Raw genomic sequence first — 16,659 nt, forward strand, 5'->3', positions numbered from 1 at the left:
TCCATGCGCGTAGCCATGATCTCGATGCACACCTCGCCCCTGCAGCAGCCGGGTGTCGGTGACTCCGGCGGAATGAACGTCTATATCCTGTCCACGGGCACGGAACTGGCCAGGCAGGGTGTGGAGGTGGACATCTTCACCCGTGCCACCCGCCCCTCCCAGGGGGAGGTGGTCCAGGTGGCCCCGAACCTGCGGGTGATCAACATTGTCGCCGGCCCCTATGAGGGCCTGGCCAAGGAGGAGCTGTCCACCCAGCTCGCGGCGTTTGCCGGTGGTGTCCTGGAGTTCACCCGCCGGGGTGGCATCGAATACGACCTCATCCACTCCCACTACTGGCTGTCCGGGCAGGTGGGGTGGCTCATGCGGGACCTGTGGCGCATCCCGCTGGTACACACCGCCCATACGCTCGCCGCGGTGAAGAACTCCTACCGCGCCGATGAGGACACCCCCGAATCCGAGGCCCGCCGCATCTGCGAACAGCAGCTGGTGGACAACGCCGATGTGCTGGCGGTGAACACCCAGGAGGAGCTGGCGGATCTGGTGCACCACTATGATGCCGATCCCGACCGGATCAGCGTGGTCTCACCGGGTGCGGATATCGCGCTGTACACCCCCGGCAATGACCGCGCCACCGAGCGGTCTCGCCGTGAGCTGGGTGTTCCGCTGCATGCGAAGGTGGTGGCCTTCGTCGGTCGGCTCCAGCCCTTCAAGGGCCCGCAGGTGCTCATCCATGCGGTGGCGGAACTGCTGGAACGTGATCCGCAGCGCAACCTGCGGGTGCTGATCTGTGGAGGGCCCTCCGGCCCGAGCGCAACCCCCGAGACCTACCGCAACCTGGCGGTCGAGTTGGGCGTCGACAAGCGCATCCGTTTCCTCGACCCGCGCCCGCCCGAGGAGCTCGTCGCCGTTTACCGCGCCGCCGACATCATCGCGGTGCCCAGCTACAACGAGTCCTTCGGGCTGGTGGCCATGGAGGCCCAGGCGACCGGAACCCCCGTGGTGGCCGCGCGCGTCGGTGGTCTGCCGGTCGCGGTCGCGGAGGGGGAGACCGGGTTGCTTGTCGACGGGCACGACCCGGCCCTGTGGGCCGACACCCTGGCCACGCTGCTTGACGACGACGAGACCCGCATCCGCATGGGCCAGGACGCCGTGGAACACGCCCGCAACTTCTCCTGGGCGGCCACCGCCACGCAGCTGTCCTCCCTCTACAGCGAGGCCACCACCGCCGAATGCGATGGGGGGATCCCGCGCCGGGCGGATGGTGCGCGCTGGGATTAAGGTGGGGGTGATGTCCCCTTGTTGGGTGATTCAGCAAGCAAGACCCCGGGCAAAGTGGCAAACTGTTGGTTATGACTAACGGAAAACTGATTCTTCTTCGTCACGGACAGAGTGCGTGGAACGCCTCCAACCAGTTCACCGGATGGGTGGATGTCGACCTGACCACCATCGGTGAGGCCGAGGCCAAGCGCGGCGGCGAACTGCTCGTGGAGAACAACGTTCTGCCCGACGTGGTCTACACCTCCCTGCTGCGCCGTGCGATCCGCACCGCCAACCTGGCGCTGGATGCCGCCGACCGCCACTGGATCCCCGTGGTGCGCGACTGGCGCCTCAACGAGCGTCACTACGGTGCGCTGCAGGGCCTGAACAAGGCCGAGACCAAGGACAAGTACGGCGATGAGCAGTACATGGCGTGGCGTCGTTCCTACGGCACCCCGCCACCGGAGCTCGCCGATGACGCCGAGTACTCCCAGGCCGGCGACGTGCGCTACAAGGACCTGGAGTCCGTCCCACGCACCGAGTGCCTGAAGGATGTCGTGGAGCGTTTCATCCCCTACTTCGAGGAGGAGATCCTCCCGCGCGTGAAGAAGGGCGAGAACGTCCTGATCGCCGCGCACGGCAACTCCCTGCGCGCCCTGGTCAAGCACCTGGACAACATCTCCGATGATGACATCGCCGAGCTGAACATCCCCACCGGCATCCCGCTGGTCTACGAGATCACCCCTGAGGGTACCGTGGTCAACCCCGGTGGTACCTACCTCGATCCCGAGGCTGCCGCCGCAGGTGCAGCCGCCGTGGCCAACCAGGGCGGTAAGTAGGACCTGGCTGCATTTTAAGGACAGTACTGTCGGTTTTAGGTGAGCACTTTCTTCGCATTCCTTCTGGGCGTGGTCGTTGCAGGCCTCGCCCTACCTGCCTACGGCTGGGCGAAGGAACGGTTCCGCCGACACAAGTCCGCCACCACCCTGGCCGAGAACCAGGTGACCACGGTCGGCCAGGTGCTGCACCTGGCCATCCAGGGTTCACCCACCGGCATCACCGTGGTGGACCGCACCGGGGATGTCATCCTCTCCAACGGGCGTGCCCATTCGCTGGGTATCGTCCATCAACGCACCGTCAACAGTGATGTCTGGCGGGTGGCGCAGGAGGCCTTCGATGACAAGGACACCCACACCCTGGACGTCAACCCCTCGGTGAACCCCCGTCGCCCGGGCAACCGGGTCACGGCGGTGCGGGCGGTCGTCAAACCCCTGACGCTTATCGACGACCGCTTCGTCATCATCTACGCCACCGACGAATCCGAGAATGTCCGCATGGAATCGGCCCGGCGTGATTTCGTGGCCAACGTCTCCCACGAGCTCAAGACCCCCGTCGGCGGCATGGCGCTGCTGGCCGAGGCCCTCATGGAGGCCGTCGACGACCCCGAACAGGTCGAGTACTTCGGTGCCCGCCTGCACCGGGAGGCCCACCGCATGGCCGACATGATCAACGAGCTGATCTCCCTGTCCAAACTGCAGGGCGCGGAACGTCTGCCCGACATGGAACCGGTCAAGGTCGATGACATCATCGACGAGGCGATCGAACGCACCCAGCTCGCCGCTGACAACGCCCAGATCGAACTGGTCCGCGGCGACCGCACCGACGTGTGGGTCAACGCCGAACGATCCCTGCTGGTCACTGCCCTGGCCAACCTGATCAGCAACGCCATCAACTACTCCCCGCAGTCCATGCCGGTGTCGGTCTCCCAGAACGTCTGCAATGATGTGGTGATGATCCGGGTGACCGACCGTGGCATCGGTATCGCACCGGAGGACCAGGGTCGTGTCTTCGAACGTTTCTTCCGGGTAGACAAGGCCAGATCCCGACAAACAGGCGGAACCGGCCTTGGATTGGCTATTGTCAAACATGTGATGGCTAATCACGGCGGTAATATCAGTCTGTGGTCACGGCCCGGGACAGGTTCCACCTTCACCCTCGAACTACCCGTGTACCACCCCGAATCGGAAGCCCCCGCTGAAACCCCCAAGCGTGTGGGCCTGGATTCCACGCTTCGCTCGACCGCGTCCAAGGTAACCGGACGCCGAAAGGAAAAAACATGACGACCATCCTGATCGTTGAAGATGAGGAATCGTTGGCGGATCCTTTGGCCTTCCTCCTCAGAAAAGAAGGCTTTGACACCATCATCGCGGGCGATGGTCCCACCGCACTCGTGGAATTCAGCAGAAACGACATTGACATCGTCCTGCTCGATCTCATGCTGCCGGGCATGTCCGGAACCGATGTGTGCAAGGAACTGCGCCTGGTCTCCAACGTGCCGGTGATCATGGTGACGGCGCGTGACTCCGAGATCGACAAGGTTGTCGGTCTGGAACTCGGCGCCGATGACTATGTGACCAAGCCGTACTCCTCCCGCGAGCTCATCGCCCGTATCCGCGCGGTGCTGCGCCGCCGGGGGGACACCGAGGCCGAGGCCGCCGAGGATGATACCGACGACCAGATCCTCGAGGGCGGGCGCGTGCGCATGGATGTGGACAGCCACACCGTCACCGTCGACGGCAAGGCGGTGAACATGCCGCTGAAGGAATTCGACCTGCTGGAATACCTCCTGCGCAACGCCGGCCGTGTGCTCACCCGTGGCCAGCTCATCGACCGCATCTGGGGTGCCGACTATGTCGGCGACACCAAGACCCTCGATGTCCACGTCAAGCGGCTGCGCTCCAAGATCGAGGAGGAGCCCTCACGCCCCCGTCACCTCGTGACCGTGCGTGGGCTGGGGTATAAATACGAACTCTGACCCCTGTGGTTGGCCGCGGGGCATCTCCTTGAAAGAAGGGGGTGCCCCGTTTTCTTTATTATCTGCCCTCCCGCACGGCGGCGGGGGAGGGGTGAGGGCAGATAGTCACACGGCACCCCGTCAGGAGCTGATGGCTTCCAAGGGCGCGGTGCGGGAGGCCATGTGCGCCGGGATGAGCGCTGCCACCGCACCGATGACCACCGCGGCCAGCAGCATCCACCCGATCTGGGTCCAGGGGAACTCCACCGGGGCCATGCCGCGGCTGCGCAGGGCACTGACCACACCCCAGCCCAGGAAGGTGCCCACCGTGATGCCGAAGAGTGCACCATGCAGGGACAAGATCACCGATTCCAGGGTGACCATGGTTCTGATCTGGGCGCGTTGCACACCGGTGGCCCGCAGGATCCCCAGCTCCCGGGTGCGTTCACTCAACGACAGGAACAGGGTGTTGACGATGCCGAGCACCGCGATGATCACCGCCAGGGCGAGCAGACCATAGACGATGCCGAGCAGCTGGTTGATCTGGGTGCCCAGGCCACCACGGAACTCATCCTTGTTCTTGACCTGCACCACCAGAAACTGGCTGACGGCCTGGGTGAGGTTCTCCCGCAGCTGCTGGTCGGAAACCGTCCCGTCGGAGGTGATGAACACCTGGGAACGGTGATAGGCCGAGGGGGAGGTCAGGACACGTTCGGCGGCGGGGAAGTTGATGGCCATGTGACCGAGCAGACCGGTCTCGGCGTAGACACCGGTGATGGGGATGCGGATGCCGTCCTTGGAGCCATAGGGGTTGAGGGTGATGGTGTCACCCACCCCGAGGTCGGACTGGCTGGCGTAGGTGGTGGAGATCATCGCCCCGGGTTCCTCATCGGTGAAGGCCTCACCGGAGCGCACGGAGATGTCCATGAAGGTGGCGATATCACCGCGGAACACGGTGGTGGTCTCATTGTCCCACCGGTTGGCCTGCAGGGGGGCGGTCATCAGGACCCCGACGTCCTCGACACCCTCGGTGGTGGCCACATGGGGTGCCACCGAGGCGGACAGCGACAGTGACCGGGATCCGCCGGCGGGTTGGCCGGGAATGGCGGTACCGCCGATGGAATCCAGGACGAAGGAGGCAGTGATGGAGGATTCTACCGTGTTGAACACGCTGGCCCGGGTGGTGGCCCCGATGACGCCCACGCACGAGACCAATCCCACGCTCAGGGTCACCGCGAGGGCGGTGGTTGCCGATCGACGGGGGTTGCGCAGGGTGTTGCGCTGGGCGAGGCGTCCGACGGCACCGAAAGGTGCGCACACCGCCACCCCCAGGGTCCGGCTGATGGCACGCACCAGGCTCGGGCCGATCAGGGCGATGCCGCTGAACAGCAGCAACGCGCCGGCGGCGATGAGCCCGAGCCGGGATTCGGTGCCCAGTTCCTCATCATTGACCGCGGAGACCAACCCGCCGGCCACGGTGAGACTGATGGCCAGGGTGATCAGGGCGGTGGCCAGGAGGTTGGCGGTCATCGAGCGATTGAAGCGCCGGTTGTCGGCTGATTCAAAGGCCTGGACGGGCGGGAGGTTACCCGCCCGCCGGGCCGGCGCGATGGCGGAGATCACGGTGGCGGCCAGGGCGAAGAACAACGGGATGAGGAAGGCGCCGGTGGCGTAGGAGATCTCGATGGAGGACAGTTCACTGCCGGTCTGGTTGAGGATGAACACCAGGGCATGGATCACCGCCACGCCCACCACCAGGCCCAGGACACCACCGATCAGACCGATGACGACCGCCTCCATGACCACGGAGAAACCGATCTGGAAGGAGGACACCCCGATGCTGCGCAGCAGGGCGAACTCACTGGTGCGCTGGCCCACGATCATGGCGAAGGTGTTGGCGATGATGAACGCGCCGACGATGAGCGCGATCACCGCGAAGGCGATGAGGATATAGGTGATGAACTCCAGCTGGGTGGCGGTGTCCCCGGTGGTGCGTTCGATGATCTGCTCGGGCAGCAGCGGGGTGAGGAACCGGTAGGTCCGGCCGATCTGGTTGCGCACCTCCAGTGGATCCACCCCGTCATGGACCGCGATGACGATCTGGGAGGCGTTGGCCCCGTCGGTGAACAGCTCCAGGTAGCGTTCCTCGGCGAACCCGATGCCGACCCATCCGGCTACATCCGACCGCGAGTCGAACACCCCGGAGATGCTCGCCTCGATGCGTTCGGTCGGGGTGATGACGGTGACCTCATCACCCACACCCAGGCCGCCACGGTCGGCGGCGGAGGTGTTGACGATGATCTCCTCATCCCCGGACGGTGCCCTGCCCTCGACCACCACGGGTTCCGGCCCGACCCAGTTGCCGGGTTCATAGACGGCGAAGGGGTGGGTGCCGGACGACCCGGCCTGCAGGGGATCACCGGCTGAGTCGGTGAGGATGAGGGCGGACTGCCCCACCACTGAGGTACCTGAGGGCAGACCGGGGCCGTCGCCGACGATGTTGACAGCGCGGACCTCAGGGGAGTTCCTGATCTCCTCGACCACCTCGAAGGGGACACCCGCGCGGTTGTTCTGCGTGCCGATCACACCGACATCAACCCCCTCCACACCGGCGTCGATGATGGACAGGAAGGACCGTTCCAGCGAATCGGTCAGCAACAGCGATCCACAGAGGAAGGCGGTGCCCAGCACCACGGACAGGACGGTCAGTGCCATGCGTACCTTGTTGGCCACCACGCTGCGCCAGGTGGTTTTGCGCAGGGGGGAGTACAGGAACGTGGACACTGTTCCCGGACGGCTGTGGGTGTCCTGTTCCCCGGCTACGCCTCGGTGAGAGATATCAGACCTCCTCGTTGGTGAGTCGTTGGTGAGTCATCGTGTGGTTCATCTCAGTTCTGCCCCGGAGATCAGGGTCGGTGGTGGCCACCAGTTGCCCCCGGGGGATATCAGAACGCATAGGTTCCCCATCTTAACCGCCGGGGCGGACAAGATCGTTACACAGTGTTGCCAGCTGCACAGCGGCGCAGCCACCGGGTTCTACTGGCTCAGGCCAGCCTTCCGGTCGGCCTCGGCCCGGTCCCACCGGCCTGATCTGACGAGCGCGGTGGTGGGGTGGGTGCTGAAGAGATTGTCACGCGCCGACGGCGACAGGGTGTCCTCCACGGCCTCCGCTGCGGCGGCACGCTGGCGCAGGTGGGTGGCCAGCACCTCGTATGATTCATCGCCCATCAGGGCGCGCAGTTCATTCTCCTGGGTTTTCCACACCGGTTCACCACCGGTGTGACACCTGGGGGAGGTGGTGCAGAACCAGTCGAAATCCTCCCCACCGTTGCCCCAGCCGCGGCGGTTGTACTCGGTGATGGTGGTGCGCAGGATCTCGTGGCCGTCGGCACGCTCCTCGTACGCCTCCACCCGGCGCAGCGGTACCTGCCAGCAGACCTCGGGCTTGACGACGGTCAGGTCGCGTCCTTCCGCAGCGCCCCACTGATGCAGCGCGCACCCCGGGCCGGTCGCCCACCCGCGTCGGTTGGCGAAGATGCAGGCCCCATCCACCGTCAGGGTTTTCAGCGCGGGCTCGGGGTTGCCGTCCTCATCATCGAGCTCATCCCACTCCAGCCAGGGCTCGATCTCCGTGCCGTCATCGGTGGCGTAGAACTCATCCACCCCCGCGGGACGCAGCTGCCAGTACTTCGCGGGCATCTCCGCGACGGCATCATACAACTGATCGCGGTCGGTCTCATCGGCGAGGAAGGCACCGTGGGTGCAGCACCCCACATGAGGATTAGTGCTATCCACCCCCAGACAATCGGGGGTGCCGAAGGTGCAGTTCCAGTGGGATTCCAGCCACGTGAGATCGATGCTGAACTGATGATCGGCATCCGTCGGATTGGTGAATTCATACCATTCACGAGGGAAATCAGGAGGAAGTTCCTCACCCCTGCGGATGGATGCTGCAGCGGGGGAGGTTTCCGGGAAACCGAGGAAAACCGGGGACGAAGAAGACCAATTCACACTTTGTCACCCTAGACCGACTAACCTTTAGGTGTGAGATTAGGTGTATTGGACGTGGGCAGTAACACTGTCCATCTTATTGCGGTAGACGCTCGTACCGGTGGGCATCCCACCCCTATGAGCAATTGGCGTACCCCGTTGCGTCTCGTTGAGCTTCTCGACGACACCGGGGCGATCAGCGACAAGGGAGTGAATAAGCTTACCTCCGCGGTGGGTGAGGCCGCCGAGCTGGCGGAGAAACTCGGTTGCGTGGAGCTCATGCCGTTCGCCACCTCCGCCGTGCGTTCAGCCACCAACAGTGAAGCTGTTCTAGATCATGTGGAGCAGGAAACCGGTGTCCGCCTCAACATCCTCAGCGGTGAGGAGGAGGCCCGCCAGACCTTCCTGGCGGTGCGTCGCTGGTACGGCTGGTCCGCAGGACGGATCACCAACCTCGATATCGGTGGTGGTTCCCTGGAGATCTCCTCCGGCTCCGATGAGGACCCGGACATGGCCTTCTCGCTTGATCTCGGTGCCGGTCGTCTGACCCACCAGTGGTTCGACACCGACCCACCCGGCCGCAAGAAGATCAACCTGCTGCGCGATTACATCGACGCGGAACTGATCGAACCGGCCCGCCAGATCCGCACCCTCGGCCCGGAGCGGCTGGCGGTGGGAACGTCCAAGACCTTCCGCACCCTCGCACGCCTGACCGGTGCGGCACCATCCTCGGCGGGCCCGCATGTCACACGCACCCTGACAGCCCCGGGTCTGCGTCAGCTCATCGCCTTCATCTCACGCATGACCGCAGCTGACCGCGCCGAGCTGGAGGGTATCAGTGCCGACCGTTCGCATCAGATCGTGGCGGGAGCGCTCGTGGCCGAGGCGGCCATGCGTGCGCTGGAGATCGAGAAGGTTGAGATCTGCCCCTGGGCGCTGCGTGAAGGTGTCATCTTCACGCGAATCGACAAAGGCCTTGAGTGAGTTACGGAAAGGAGTTGGCCAACAATGAGTGAAGAGAAGCTTACAGTCGCAGAGCTGATGGCCAGGGCCGCGAAGGAGGGACATTCCACTGATGCCCCCCGGCGTCGCCGACGTCGCAGCATCGAAGATGGTGGCATCTCCGTCGCTGAGCTGACCGGCTCCATTCCCGCGGTGAAGGAGAAGCCGGCTGAGTCCAAGCACTCGGCCGTCAAGATCGACGACCCGGCCGAACCGGAACAGAAGGCGGAGCCGAAAGCAGAGCCTAAGCCCGAGCAGAAGCCGGAGCCGAAAGCAGAGCCAAAGTCCGAGCCGAAGACACCCGCAACGCCAGCTGCGAAGGCAGAGCAGAAGGCGTCGACAAGCACGCCCGCACCCAAGGCCGGGGGGAAGACGGCTGACCTGGCGACGGAGAAGGTCGTCGACAAGCCCGTCGACAAGCCGGCACCCAAGGCCGAGCCGAAGCTCGCGGTGTTCAAGGACAGTGCAACAGACAAGGCGGAGAAGGATGCGCCTGCGCGTCCCGCCCCGAGCACCGATGAGACCATCGTGCTGAGCATCGTGGATGAGAAGGACCCGATCCGTCTCACCACCGGTGCCTTCCCGGTGGTCCCACCATCAGCGGTGAAGCCGACCCCCGCGGTGGCACCCGCAGCCGGAGCCACCGGTGAGGAGGCCGCCGACGCGGAGTTCGCGGCCGGTGCCTCACCCGCGGACACCACCCAGATGGATGCGGTCACCGGCGATTTCGACCGGGTCGACGCCACCGACCGGGATGGGGACCACGAGGATGCCGCGGAGGAGTCCGCCAAGATCTCGGTGTTCTCCGTGCTGCTCATGGCCATCGTGGGTGTGGTGCTCGGTGCTGCCGTGTTCCTCGCCTTCGAGATGCTGTGGGAGCGCCTGAGCAACTGGCTAGTGGCCATCCTCGCTGTCGCGGTCACCCTCGGCATGGTGGGCATTGTCCACGCGCTGCGCACCTCCCGCGACGGGTTCAGCATGGTGCTGGCCGGTATCGTCGGCCTGGTCATGACCTTCGGCCCGCTGCTCGTGGTGTTCTAACCCGCATTCCGGTCCGCGCACCGTACACCTGCGTTAACCGCCCTCCCCGGGGTCCCAGTTCCACACCGGAGGGGGCGGTTTTCGTCTGTCGGGCTGCACGGAGTGCCGGTGGGATGGCAGTGTGGAGGGCATGACAATTATTGCTGTGATCGGTGGCGGTCAGATCGGTGAGGCGCTCGTCTCGGGTCTGGTTGCAGCCGATGTGAACCCCCAGAACATCCGTGTGACCAACCGTCGTGAGGAACGCGGGGCGGAACTCGAGGAACGCTACGGCGTGGTCACCATGACCGACAACGCCCAGGCCGTGGACGGCGCCGACGTGGTCTTCCTGTGCGTGAAGCCGAAGATGATCCTTGATGTGCTCGCCGAGATCGCCACCACCGTGGACAACAATTCGGTGTCCACCGTCGTGGTGAGCATGGCCGCCGGCATCAACCTCGCCTCGATGGAGGAGAAGGTCTCCGCGGGCATGCCGATCGTGCGTGTCATGCCGAACACCCCGATGCTGGTGCGCAAGGGCATGTGCACCGTCACCGGTGGCCGGTTCGTCGACGCGGAGCAGCTCGAGCTGGTCCAGGAGCTGCTCACCTCCGTCGGCGATGTCATGGTGGTCGAGGAATCCGACCTCGACGCCGTCACCGCCCTGTCCGGTTCCTCACCCGCCTACCTCTTCCTGGTCACCGAGGCGCTTATCGACGCCGGTGTCAGCCTCGGCCTGACCCGCGCGGCCGCCAAACAGCTGGCCGTGTCCGCATTTGACGGTGCCGGCACCATGCTGAAGGAGACCGGCCGTGAGCCCTCCGATCTGCGTGCGGGCGTGTCCTCACCGGCCGGCACCACGGTGGCGGCCCTGCGCGAACTGGAGGAGAGTGGCATCCGTGGCGCCTTCTTCCGGGCAGCCCAGGCCTGCGCCGACCGCTCAGCCGAGATGGGACGCAACTAGCGTTACCGTGATGTAATCAGGTTGTTGTCTGGTGGGGGAAACCGTGAAAACGTTTTCTCTTCCCCGGTGTGCTGAGCAGCATCTTTGCCCGGCTCCCACGCTGCCGTAGGGCGATTGATCGCAAAACTAGGCAACAATTGTCGCACTAATAACAAAAATCACGCTAAGCTGAACCAGGCGTATGCGTGATCGTACTGTGGGAGGGGAAGCCCGCAGCGCGCGTAAGGCTGAAGGGTAGTGATGAATATGGCTAGAGAAGATAAAGGAACCTTTCTGACGGTTGCCGAGGTCGCGGAGATCATGCGCGTATCCAAGATGACTGTCTACCGCCTCGTTCACTCCGGTGAACTCCCGGCGGTCCGCGTGGGACGGTCATTCCGTGTCCAGGAGAAGGCAGTCAATGACTACCTGGACTCCTCGTTCTACGAGGCTGGTTGACCCGGGTCCCGGTGGTCGCCGGTGGCCGCCGGGGATCCTCGGTGGCACAGCCAACACATGCGATACAGCCGACACGGTGGTGACCGGCATGGGCCGGGACTGACCACCATCTGGCATCGGGACCGCTTCGTTGTTCCCAGGGGCATCACTGCTTGATACCCACCGGTGAACAATGGGGCGGTTTTTCGATCCCGCCTCCAGCCCGTCCCCGGCCCTGCCGGTGTGCCCCTCACCCTTAGGACATCAGGTGTGTGTCCCCCTGCCTGCGGAGCGTGTAGAGGGGTGGGGTTTTGAAGCGTTCCCCACTGGGGGTAAGATGATTCCCATTCGTGTCAGCGCACACCTATGGACTTTAAACCATCGCGACTAATCGGATGGTGCGGTAGCACGCACCGTCACGGTCCGCGGGGTCCGAATGTGCACTTCGGTAATAGGTGCTGGCAGGTTTTGTACGTACAACATCGATAAAAGCGAGGGAAACCGTCAATGGGTTCTGTCATCAAGAAGCGTCGTAAGCGCATGTCCAAGAAGAAGCACCGCAAGATGCTGCGTCGTACCCGCGTTCAGCGTAGAAAACTCGGCAAGTAGACCTTCGAGGTCAAACACCACCCACGGATCTCATCCGTGGGTGGTGTTTTCGTTTCCCGGATCTGTGTTATGGATCTGTGTCCCGGACCTATTTCACGAACCTGGTACGCCACCGGTTGCGCAGACGCCACCCGGTGACGCTGAAGGCCGCGGTGGCCAGGGCGGGGATACCGAAGGTGCGTGCGGCTTTGCGCAGGGAACGGAAATCACGCACGTCCCATCCGCGCTCAAGTGCCTCCTTGCGCAGCTTCCGGTCCGGGTTGACGGCGACCGCGGTGCCCACCATCGACAGCATCGGCAGGTCATTGATGGAATCGGAGTAGGCGGTACAGCGCGCAAGATCGAGTTTCTCAATGGAGGCCAGCGCCGCCACCGCGTGACGCTTACCCGGACCGTGGAGGATGTCACCGACGAGTCGCCCGGTGAAGACCCCGTCCCGGACCTCCGGGACGGTGCCGATGGCACCGGTGAACCCGAAGCGCTGGGCGAGGATCTGCGCCAGCTGGACGGGGGTGGCGCTGACCAGCCACACCTGGTGGCCCGCAGCCAGGTGCATATCCGCCAGCTGGCGGGTGCCGGGCCAGGTCTTGTCGAACATGGTCCGGTCCACGATCTCCTCACACAGTTCCACCAGTTCCTCCACGGAACGACCCCGGATGAACTCCAGGGCCTGTTCACGGCCCTGTGCCACATCGTGGGCATTCTCGGACCCGGAGATCTTGAATTTCAGCTGTTTCCAGATCACCGGGAGGATCTCATGGACGGTGAAGAACTTCTTCCGGAACAGGCCCTGGGCGAAGACGATGAGGGAGGAACCCTGGATGAGGGTGTTGTCCACATCGAAGAAGGCCGCGGCCCCGACATCCTGGGGGACATCCGGGTCGGGCAGGTTCACATGGACCGCACCGGCCGCCTCGATGGCACCTGTGACGGAATCCACACCCGAATGGAAATCCTCCAGTCCGAGGCCGTAGATGGAGGCAACCGCCTCCGCCGCCGCGGCCTGGCCGGCCTCACGCTGGGTCTCATCATCGATGGGTGGGACGGCGTAATCCTCGATGAACCTGCGCAGATTGCCCCGGGTGGCACTCCAGTTGGAGAGGAAATCCTCCGGGGAGCCCCACATGTCGAAACCCCAGTTGTCATTTCCGTTGGCTGGACTCATGTGGTGACAGGAACCTTCCTTACGCCGAGTGGGCATCGGGGAGCGGGGGATGCTGGAGAGAAAAAACTGGTCGGACATGTTATCGGGGCCCGAAATGGGTATCGTATCCATGGTAAAGCCTTGCGCCTCACGGTGCCGGGCATGGGTACCCGAGAGTCAGGGGAAGGTGGCGGGAACGTGGCCTTACACCACAGTTCAGACCACAGGGTGGAACTGATCGTGCGTGACAACTGTGGATCATGCGTCCGCGTGCGGGAACAGATCATGCCTGTTCTCACCGCGGCCGGGGTGCATCTGGTGGTGAGCAACGTCGACGATGACCCCGCCCTCAAGGCGGAGTTCGGCGACCGGGTGCCGGTCATCCTCGTGGATGATGAGGAATTCGCCAGCTGGGAAGTGGATAATGATGAGTTAGCCCACGCTTTGTTGTAACTCCGTCGATTGAGCGATACCGTTAATCAACAAACTTTGATTCATTCTTTTGATTGATCAGTCCCTCCTTTGAAAGTCGGGTGAGATAGTGAGCGTGCTCGTTGTGGGGATGTCCCACAGGTCAGCACCTGTTGCGCTTCTGGAGCGCCTCAGCATGGACGACTCCGTCCGTGGTCAAACCACCTCCGCACTCGTCGAGCGGCCATCACTGTCGGAGGCGCTGATCGTCTCCACGTGTAACCGCCTCGAGGTGTACACCGTCACCAGCAGTTTCCACACCGGTGTCAATGACGTGGTGGAGGTTCTGCATGAGATCAGCGGGGTCGATATCGAGACCCTGCGCGGATACCTCTATGTCCGCTATGCCGACGCCGCCGCGGAGCACATGCTGGTGGTCGCCTCCGGCCTGGATTCCATGGTGGTCGGTGAGCAGCAGATCATCGGTCAGGTGCGCACCGCCTACCAGCAGGCCACCGAGGCCGGCACCGTCGGCCCGGCCCTGCACGCCCTGGCACAGACCGCCCTGCACACCGGCAAACGCGTCCACACGGAAACCGACATCGATGAGGCCGGTGCCTCCATGGTGTCCTTCGCCATCGACCGTGCGCTGACCCAGATGGGCATCGACCCCGCCTCGGACAAGCCCCTGGCGGGCAAGACCGCGCTGGTGCTCGGCGCCGGTGCCATGAGTTCCCTGGCCGCCACCCACCTGGGTCGGGAGGGCGTCGACAAGCTCATCATGGCCAACCGCACCCGTGAGCGTGCCGAGCGCCTGGCCTCCCACTCGCTTGAGGCCGGGGTGCCCGCCGAGGTCGTCGACTTCGCCGACCGTGCCAGTGTCCTCGACCGCGTGGACATGGTGGTTTCCGCCACCGGAGCCGATGACTTCACCGTCAAACCCGCCGACATCCCGGCCGGTGTCCAGCTCATGCTCGTGGACCTGTCCATGCCGCGTGACATCGATGACGCCTGCGCAGAGGTGCCCGGGGTGGACCTGGTCAACATCGAGCGCCTGCACCGCGCCAAACGCGAGGATCCCACCGGCGCTGCAGCCGAGGGGGCTGATGCCCTGGCCATCGTGCGCGAGGAACTGGAGGCCTTCACCTCCGAGCAGCGTATCCGCGATGTGGTTCCGGCGGTGTCCGCGCTGCGTAAGCGCGCCAACGAGCTGCTTCTCGACGAGCTGGACCGCCTCCAGGCGCGCACCCCCGACATTTCCCAGGAGGACTGGAAGGAAGTCACCCGCACCGTGCGTCGTGTCATGGATAAGTTCCTGCACGAGCCGACCGTCCGGGTGAAGAAACTGGCCGCCCGTTCCGGTTCGGTGTCCTATGAGTCCGCCCTCCAGGAGCTCTTCGGCCTGGAGGCCGTGCAGACCACCGCGCCCCCCGCGATCACCTCGGTCAACGCCTCCGACCTGCCCGATGCGGGTATTGTCGCGATCGTGAATTCACCGTCCACCACAGGCCAGTCCGTGTCTGTGGACGGGTCCTAACGTCCACCTTCAATCAAGGAGCGCAATGACACTCAGAATCGGCACCCGCGGATCGAAACTGGCCACCACCCAGGCCGGTCACATGCGTGATCGGCTCAAGCATTTCGGCCGTGATGCCGAACTGACCATCGTCACCACCCCCGGCGATGTCAACATGTCCCCGGTCGAACGCATCGGCGTGGGCGTGTTCACCCAGGCCCTGCGCGATGCGTTGGTCGCCGACGAGATCGATGTGGCGGTGCACTCCTTCAAGGACCTGCCCACCGCCCCGGACCCACGCTTCCACCTGGTGGTGCCCACCCGTGCCGATGCCCGTGATGCGCTCATCGCCCGCGATGGCCTGACCCTGGAGGAGCTGCCCGAGGGGGCGAAGGTGGGAACCTCCGCACCACGTCGCATCTCCCAGCTCAAGGCCCTGCGCCCCGACCTGGAGATCCTGCCGCTGCGGGGCAACATCGACACCCGCATGGGCAAGGTCACCTCCGGTGAGCTCGATGCGGTGGTCCTGGCGTTCGCCGGTCTGTCGCGCGTGGGCATGCAGGACCGCGCCACCCAGGTCTTCGACCCCGACATGCTCATGCCGGCACCCGCCCAGGGCGCCCTGGCCATCGAGTGCCGTGTGGAGGACGAGGACATCATCACCGGCCTGAACATGCTCATGCACGCCGACACCTATGTCACCGCCGTCGCCGAGCGCACCGTGCTCAACCGCCTGGAGGCCGGCTGCACCGCACCCGTGGCCGCCCACGCCACCCTCGATGGCTACGCCGGTGACACCATGACCCTGACCGCCGGTGTCTTCGCCCTCGACGGCTCCGAGCAGCTGGTCTTCTCCGCGCAGGGCGCGGGTGAGCGCCCCGAGGAGCTTGCGGAACAGGTCGCAGCCCAGCTCATCGAGCAGGGTGCAGCCACCCTCCTGGGGTAGGCCCTCGGGTGGGGGCTTCCGGTGGTGGCTTCCGGCCCGGGATTCCGTAGGCCATCCCGCCAGTCACCGTAGAGTTGGGTGACAGTCTGCTCCCGGTGACGAATAATCCGCTGGTTCGTGCAAGAATGGCTGTATCTGATTTGAACCGGCGAGGTTGCTCGCCCCGGCACGTGGAAGAGACCCGTTGTTGTGGCTGAATTGAAGATTACCCAGAAGCACCTCACCATCCACCTCTCCTGGTGGGAGAAGATCGGTGCACGGCGCAGTCATCTCACCGTCCCCCTGCGCGCGATCCGTGACATCCAGGTCGTCGATGACGCCCTCGGGTCTGTCGAGGCCTCCGGTGCCCGCGGATTGACCCGGATCCCCGGCCTGTTCGTCGCCGGCACCCACACCTCCGAGCGGGACGAGGAGAGCAACCACGAGAATGTCTTCTCCGTGTGCCGCCGGAAGGACCCGGGCCTGGTCATCGAGCTGGACAAGGTCAGCATCGGCCGCATCGTGGTCTCCACCCAGGATGCCCGCCGTTACGCCTCCGAACTGACACCGGTCCACTAGCACTTACCTGCCGCTCACCGGGCTTCTCTGA

Annotated in this window: 16 protein-coding genes; 13 read left to right on the forward strand and 3 right to left on the reverse strand. The window is 64.5% G+C overall.

Annotated features, from left to right (window positions below):
- The first annotated feature begins 3 nt into the window (after positions 1-3).
- From mshA to CE_RS02310, 4 genes are all read left to right on the forward strand, one after another.
- The gene (gene mshA, locus CE_RS02295) at positions 4-1,278 is read left to right on the forward strand and encodes a D-inositol-3-phosphate glycosyltransferase (protein ID WP_006770340.1); all 1,275 of its coding nucleotides are present in this window, start codon (positions 4-6) and stop codon (positions 1,276-1,278) included.
- Positions 1,279-1,349: 71 nt separating this feature from the next.
- On the forward strand, positions 1,350-2,096 hold the full coding sequence (locus tag CE_RS02300) for a phosphoglyceromutase (RefSeq protein WP_006770339.1): 747 nt from the start codon (positions 1,350-1,352) through the stop codon (positions 2,094-2,096).
- Between the two features lie 39 nt (positions 2,097-2,135).
- Positions 2,136-3,377: a sensor histidine kinase gene (locus CE_RS02305; protein WP_006770338.1), complete on the forward strand. Its 1,242-nt coding sequence runs from the start codon at positions 2,136-2,138 to the stop codon at positions 3,375-3,377.
- Positions 3,374-4,072: a response regulator transcription factor gene (locus CE_RS02310; protein WP_006770337.1), complete on the forward strand. Its 699-nt coding sequence runs from the start codon at positions 3,374-3,376 to the stop codon at positions 4,070-4,072. The genes CE_RS02305 and CE_RS02310 overlap by 4 nt, the downstream gene beginning before the upstream one ends.
- A 120-nt stretch (positions 4,073-4,192) precedes the next feature.
- On the opposite strand, the gene CE_RS02315 is transcribed toward CE_RS02310, so the two are convergent.
- Both CE_RS02315 and CE_RS02320 read right to left on the reverse strand, forming a co-directional pair.
- Positions 4,193-6,766: an ABC transporter permease gene (locus tag CE_RS02315; protein WP_006770336.1), complete on the reverse strand. Its 2,574-nt coding sequence runs from the start codon at positions 6,764-6,766 to the stop codon at positions 4,193-4,195.
- Between the two features lie 321 nt (positions 6,767-7,087).
- On the reverse strand, positions 7,088-8,062 hold the full coding sequence (locus tag CE_RS02320; protein ID WP_011074977.1) for a hypothetical protein: 975 nt from the start codon (positions 8,060-8,062) through the stop codon (positions 7,088-7,090).
- 33 nt (positions 8,063-8,095) lie between these two features.
- Here CE_RS02320 and CE_RS02325 point away from each other — a divergent pair, with 33 nt between their 5' ends.
- The 5 genes from CE_RS02325 to CE_RS14755 all read left to right on the forward strand — a co-directional run bounded on the left by CE_RS02325 (position 8,096) and on the right by CE_RS14755 (position 12,053).
- A complete protein-coding gene (locus CE_RS02325; protein WP_011074978.1) occupies positions 8,096-9,025 on the forward strand; it encodes a Ppx/GppA phosphatase family protein in 930 nt (309 codons plus the stop codon).
- Between the two features lie 24 nt (positions 9,026-9,049).
- On the forward strand, positions 9,050-10,084 hold the full coding sequence (locus CE_RS02330) for a hypothetical protein (RefSeq protein ID WP_006770333.1): 1,035 nt from the start codon (positions 9,050-9,052) through the stop codon (positions 10,082-10,084).
- Positions 10,085-10,214: 130 nt separating this feature from the next.
- The gene (proC, locus tag CE_RS02335) at positions 10,215-11,027 is read left to right on the forward strand and encodes a pyrroline-5-carboxylate reductase (RefSeq protein ID WP_006770332.1); all 813 of its coding nucleotides are present in this window, start codon (positions 10,215-10,217) and stop codon (positions 11,025-11,027) included.
- 246 nt (positions 11,028-11,273) lie between these two features.
- Positions 11,274-11,465 (forward strand): helix-turn-helix domain-containing protein, encoded by a 192-nt coding sequence (locus CE_RS02340; RefSeq protein WP_035110058.1) that lies wholly within the window; start codon positions 11,274-11,276, stop codon positions 11,463-11,465.
- Positions 11,466-11,951: 486 nt separating this feature from the next.
- Positions 11,952-12,053: a 30S ribosomal protein bS22 gene (locus CE_RS14755; protein ID WP_003855542.1), complete on the forward strand. Its 102-nt coding sequence runs from the start codon at positions 11,952-11,954 to the stop codon at positions 12,051-12,053.
- An 88-nt stretch (positions 12,054-12,141) separates the two neighbouring features.
- Here CE_RS14755 and CE_RS02345 read toward each other — a convergent pair whose 3' ends face one another.
- Positions 12,142-13,218 (reverse strand): HAD-IB family hydrolase, encoded by a 1,077-nt coding sequence (locus CE_RS02345; protein ID WP_035110037.1) that lies wholly within the window; start codon positions 13,216-13,218, stop codon positions 12,142-12,144.
- Positions 13,219-13,359: 141 nt separating this feature from the next.
- On the opposite strand from CE_RS02345, the gene CE_RS02350 reads away from it, so the two are divergent.
- From CE_RS02350 to CE_RS02365, 4 genes are all read left to right on the forward strand, one after another.
- Positions 13,360-13,650, forward strand: a complete 291-nt coding sequence (locus CE_RS02350; RefSeq protein ID WP_006770329.1) for a glutaredoxin family protein — start codon at positions 13,360-13,362, stop codon at positions 13,648-13,650.
- A gap of 88 nt (positions 13,651-13,738) precedes the next feature.
- Positions 13,739-15,145 carry a glutamyl-tRNA reductase gene (locus CE_RS02355; RefSeq protein WP_173362562.1) on the forward strand — a complete coding sequence of 469 codons (1,407 nt, stop codon included), beginning with the start codon at positions 13,739-13,741 and terminating at the stop codon, positions 15,143-15,145.
- Between the two features lie 25 nt (positions 15,146-15,170).
- The gene (hemC, locus tag CE_RS02360) at positions 15,171-16,070 is read left to right on the forward strand and encodes a hydroxymethylbilane synthase (RefSeq protein ID WP_006770327.1); all 900 of its coding nucleotides are present in this window, start codon (positions 15,171-15,173) and stop codon (positions 16,068-16,070) included.
- Positions 16,071-16,259: 189 nt separating this feature from the next.
- The gene (locus CE_RS02365) at positions 16,260-16,628 is read left to right on the forward strand and encodes a hypothetical protein (RefSeq protein ID WP_006770326.1); all 369 of its coding nucleotides are present in this window, start codon (positions 16,260-16,262) and stop codon (positions 16,626-16,628) included.
- The last annotated feature ends 31 nt before the right edge of the window (positions 16,629-16,659 follow it).

It is taken from the genome of Corynebacterium efficiens YS-314 (assembly GCF_000011305.1).
In the GTDB taxonomy this organism is placed as follows: Bacteria; Actinomycetota; Actinomycetes; order Mycobacteriales; family Mycobacteriaceae; genus Corynebacterium; species Corynebacterium efficiens.

Excerpts from the sequence above, each read along its gene's own strand:
- mshA (WP_006770340.1), top strand. The coding sequence starts at position 4 with ATGCGCGTAGCCATGATCTCGATGCACACCTCGCCCCTGCAGCAGCCG.
- CE_RS02300 (WP_006770339.1), top strand. The coding sequence starts at position 1,350 with ATGACTAACGGAAAACTGATTCTTCTTCGTCACGGACAGAGTGCGTGG.
- CE_RS02310 (WP_006770337.1), top strand. The coding sequence starts at position 3,374 with ATGACGACCATCCTGATCGTTGAAGATGAGGAATCGTTGGCGGATCCT.
- CE_RS02315 (WP_006770336.1), bottom strand. The coding sequence starts at position 6,766 with ATGGCACTGACCGTCCTGTCCGTGGTGCTGGGCACCGCCTTCCTCTGT.
- CE_RS02330 (WP_006770333.1), top strand. The coding sequence starts at position 9,050 with ATGAGTGAAGAGAAGCTTACAGTCGCAGAGCTGATGGCCAGGGCCGCG.
- proC (WP_006770332.1), top strand. The coding sequence starts at position 10,215 with ATGACAATTATTGCTGTGATCGGTGGCGGTCAGATCGGTGAGGCGCTC.
- CE_RS02340 (WP_035110058.1), top strand. The coding sequence starts at position 11,274 with ATGGCTAGAGAAGATAAAGGAACCTTTCTGACGGTTGCCGAGGTCGCG.
- CE_RS14755 (WP_003855542.1), top strand. The coding sequence starts at position 11,952 with ATGGGTTCTGTCATCAAGAAGCGTCGTAAGCGCATGTCCAAGAAGAAG.
- CE_RS02345 (WP_035110037.1), bottom strand. The coding sequence starts at position 13,218 with ATGAGTCCAGCCAACGGAAATGACAACTGGGGTTTCGACATGTGGGGC.
- CE_RS02350 (WP_006770329.1), top strand. The coding sequence starts at position 13,360 with ATGGGTACCCGAGAGTCAGGGGAAGGTGGCGGGAACGTGGCCTTACAC.
- hemC (WP_006770327.1), top strand. The coding sequence starts at position 15,171 with ATGACACTCAGAATCGGCACCCGCGGATCGAAACTGGCCACCACCCAG.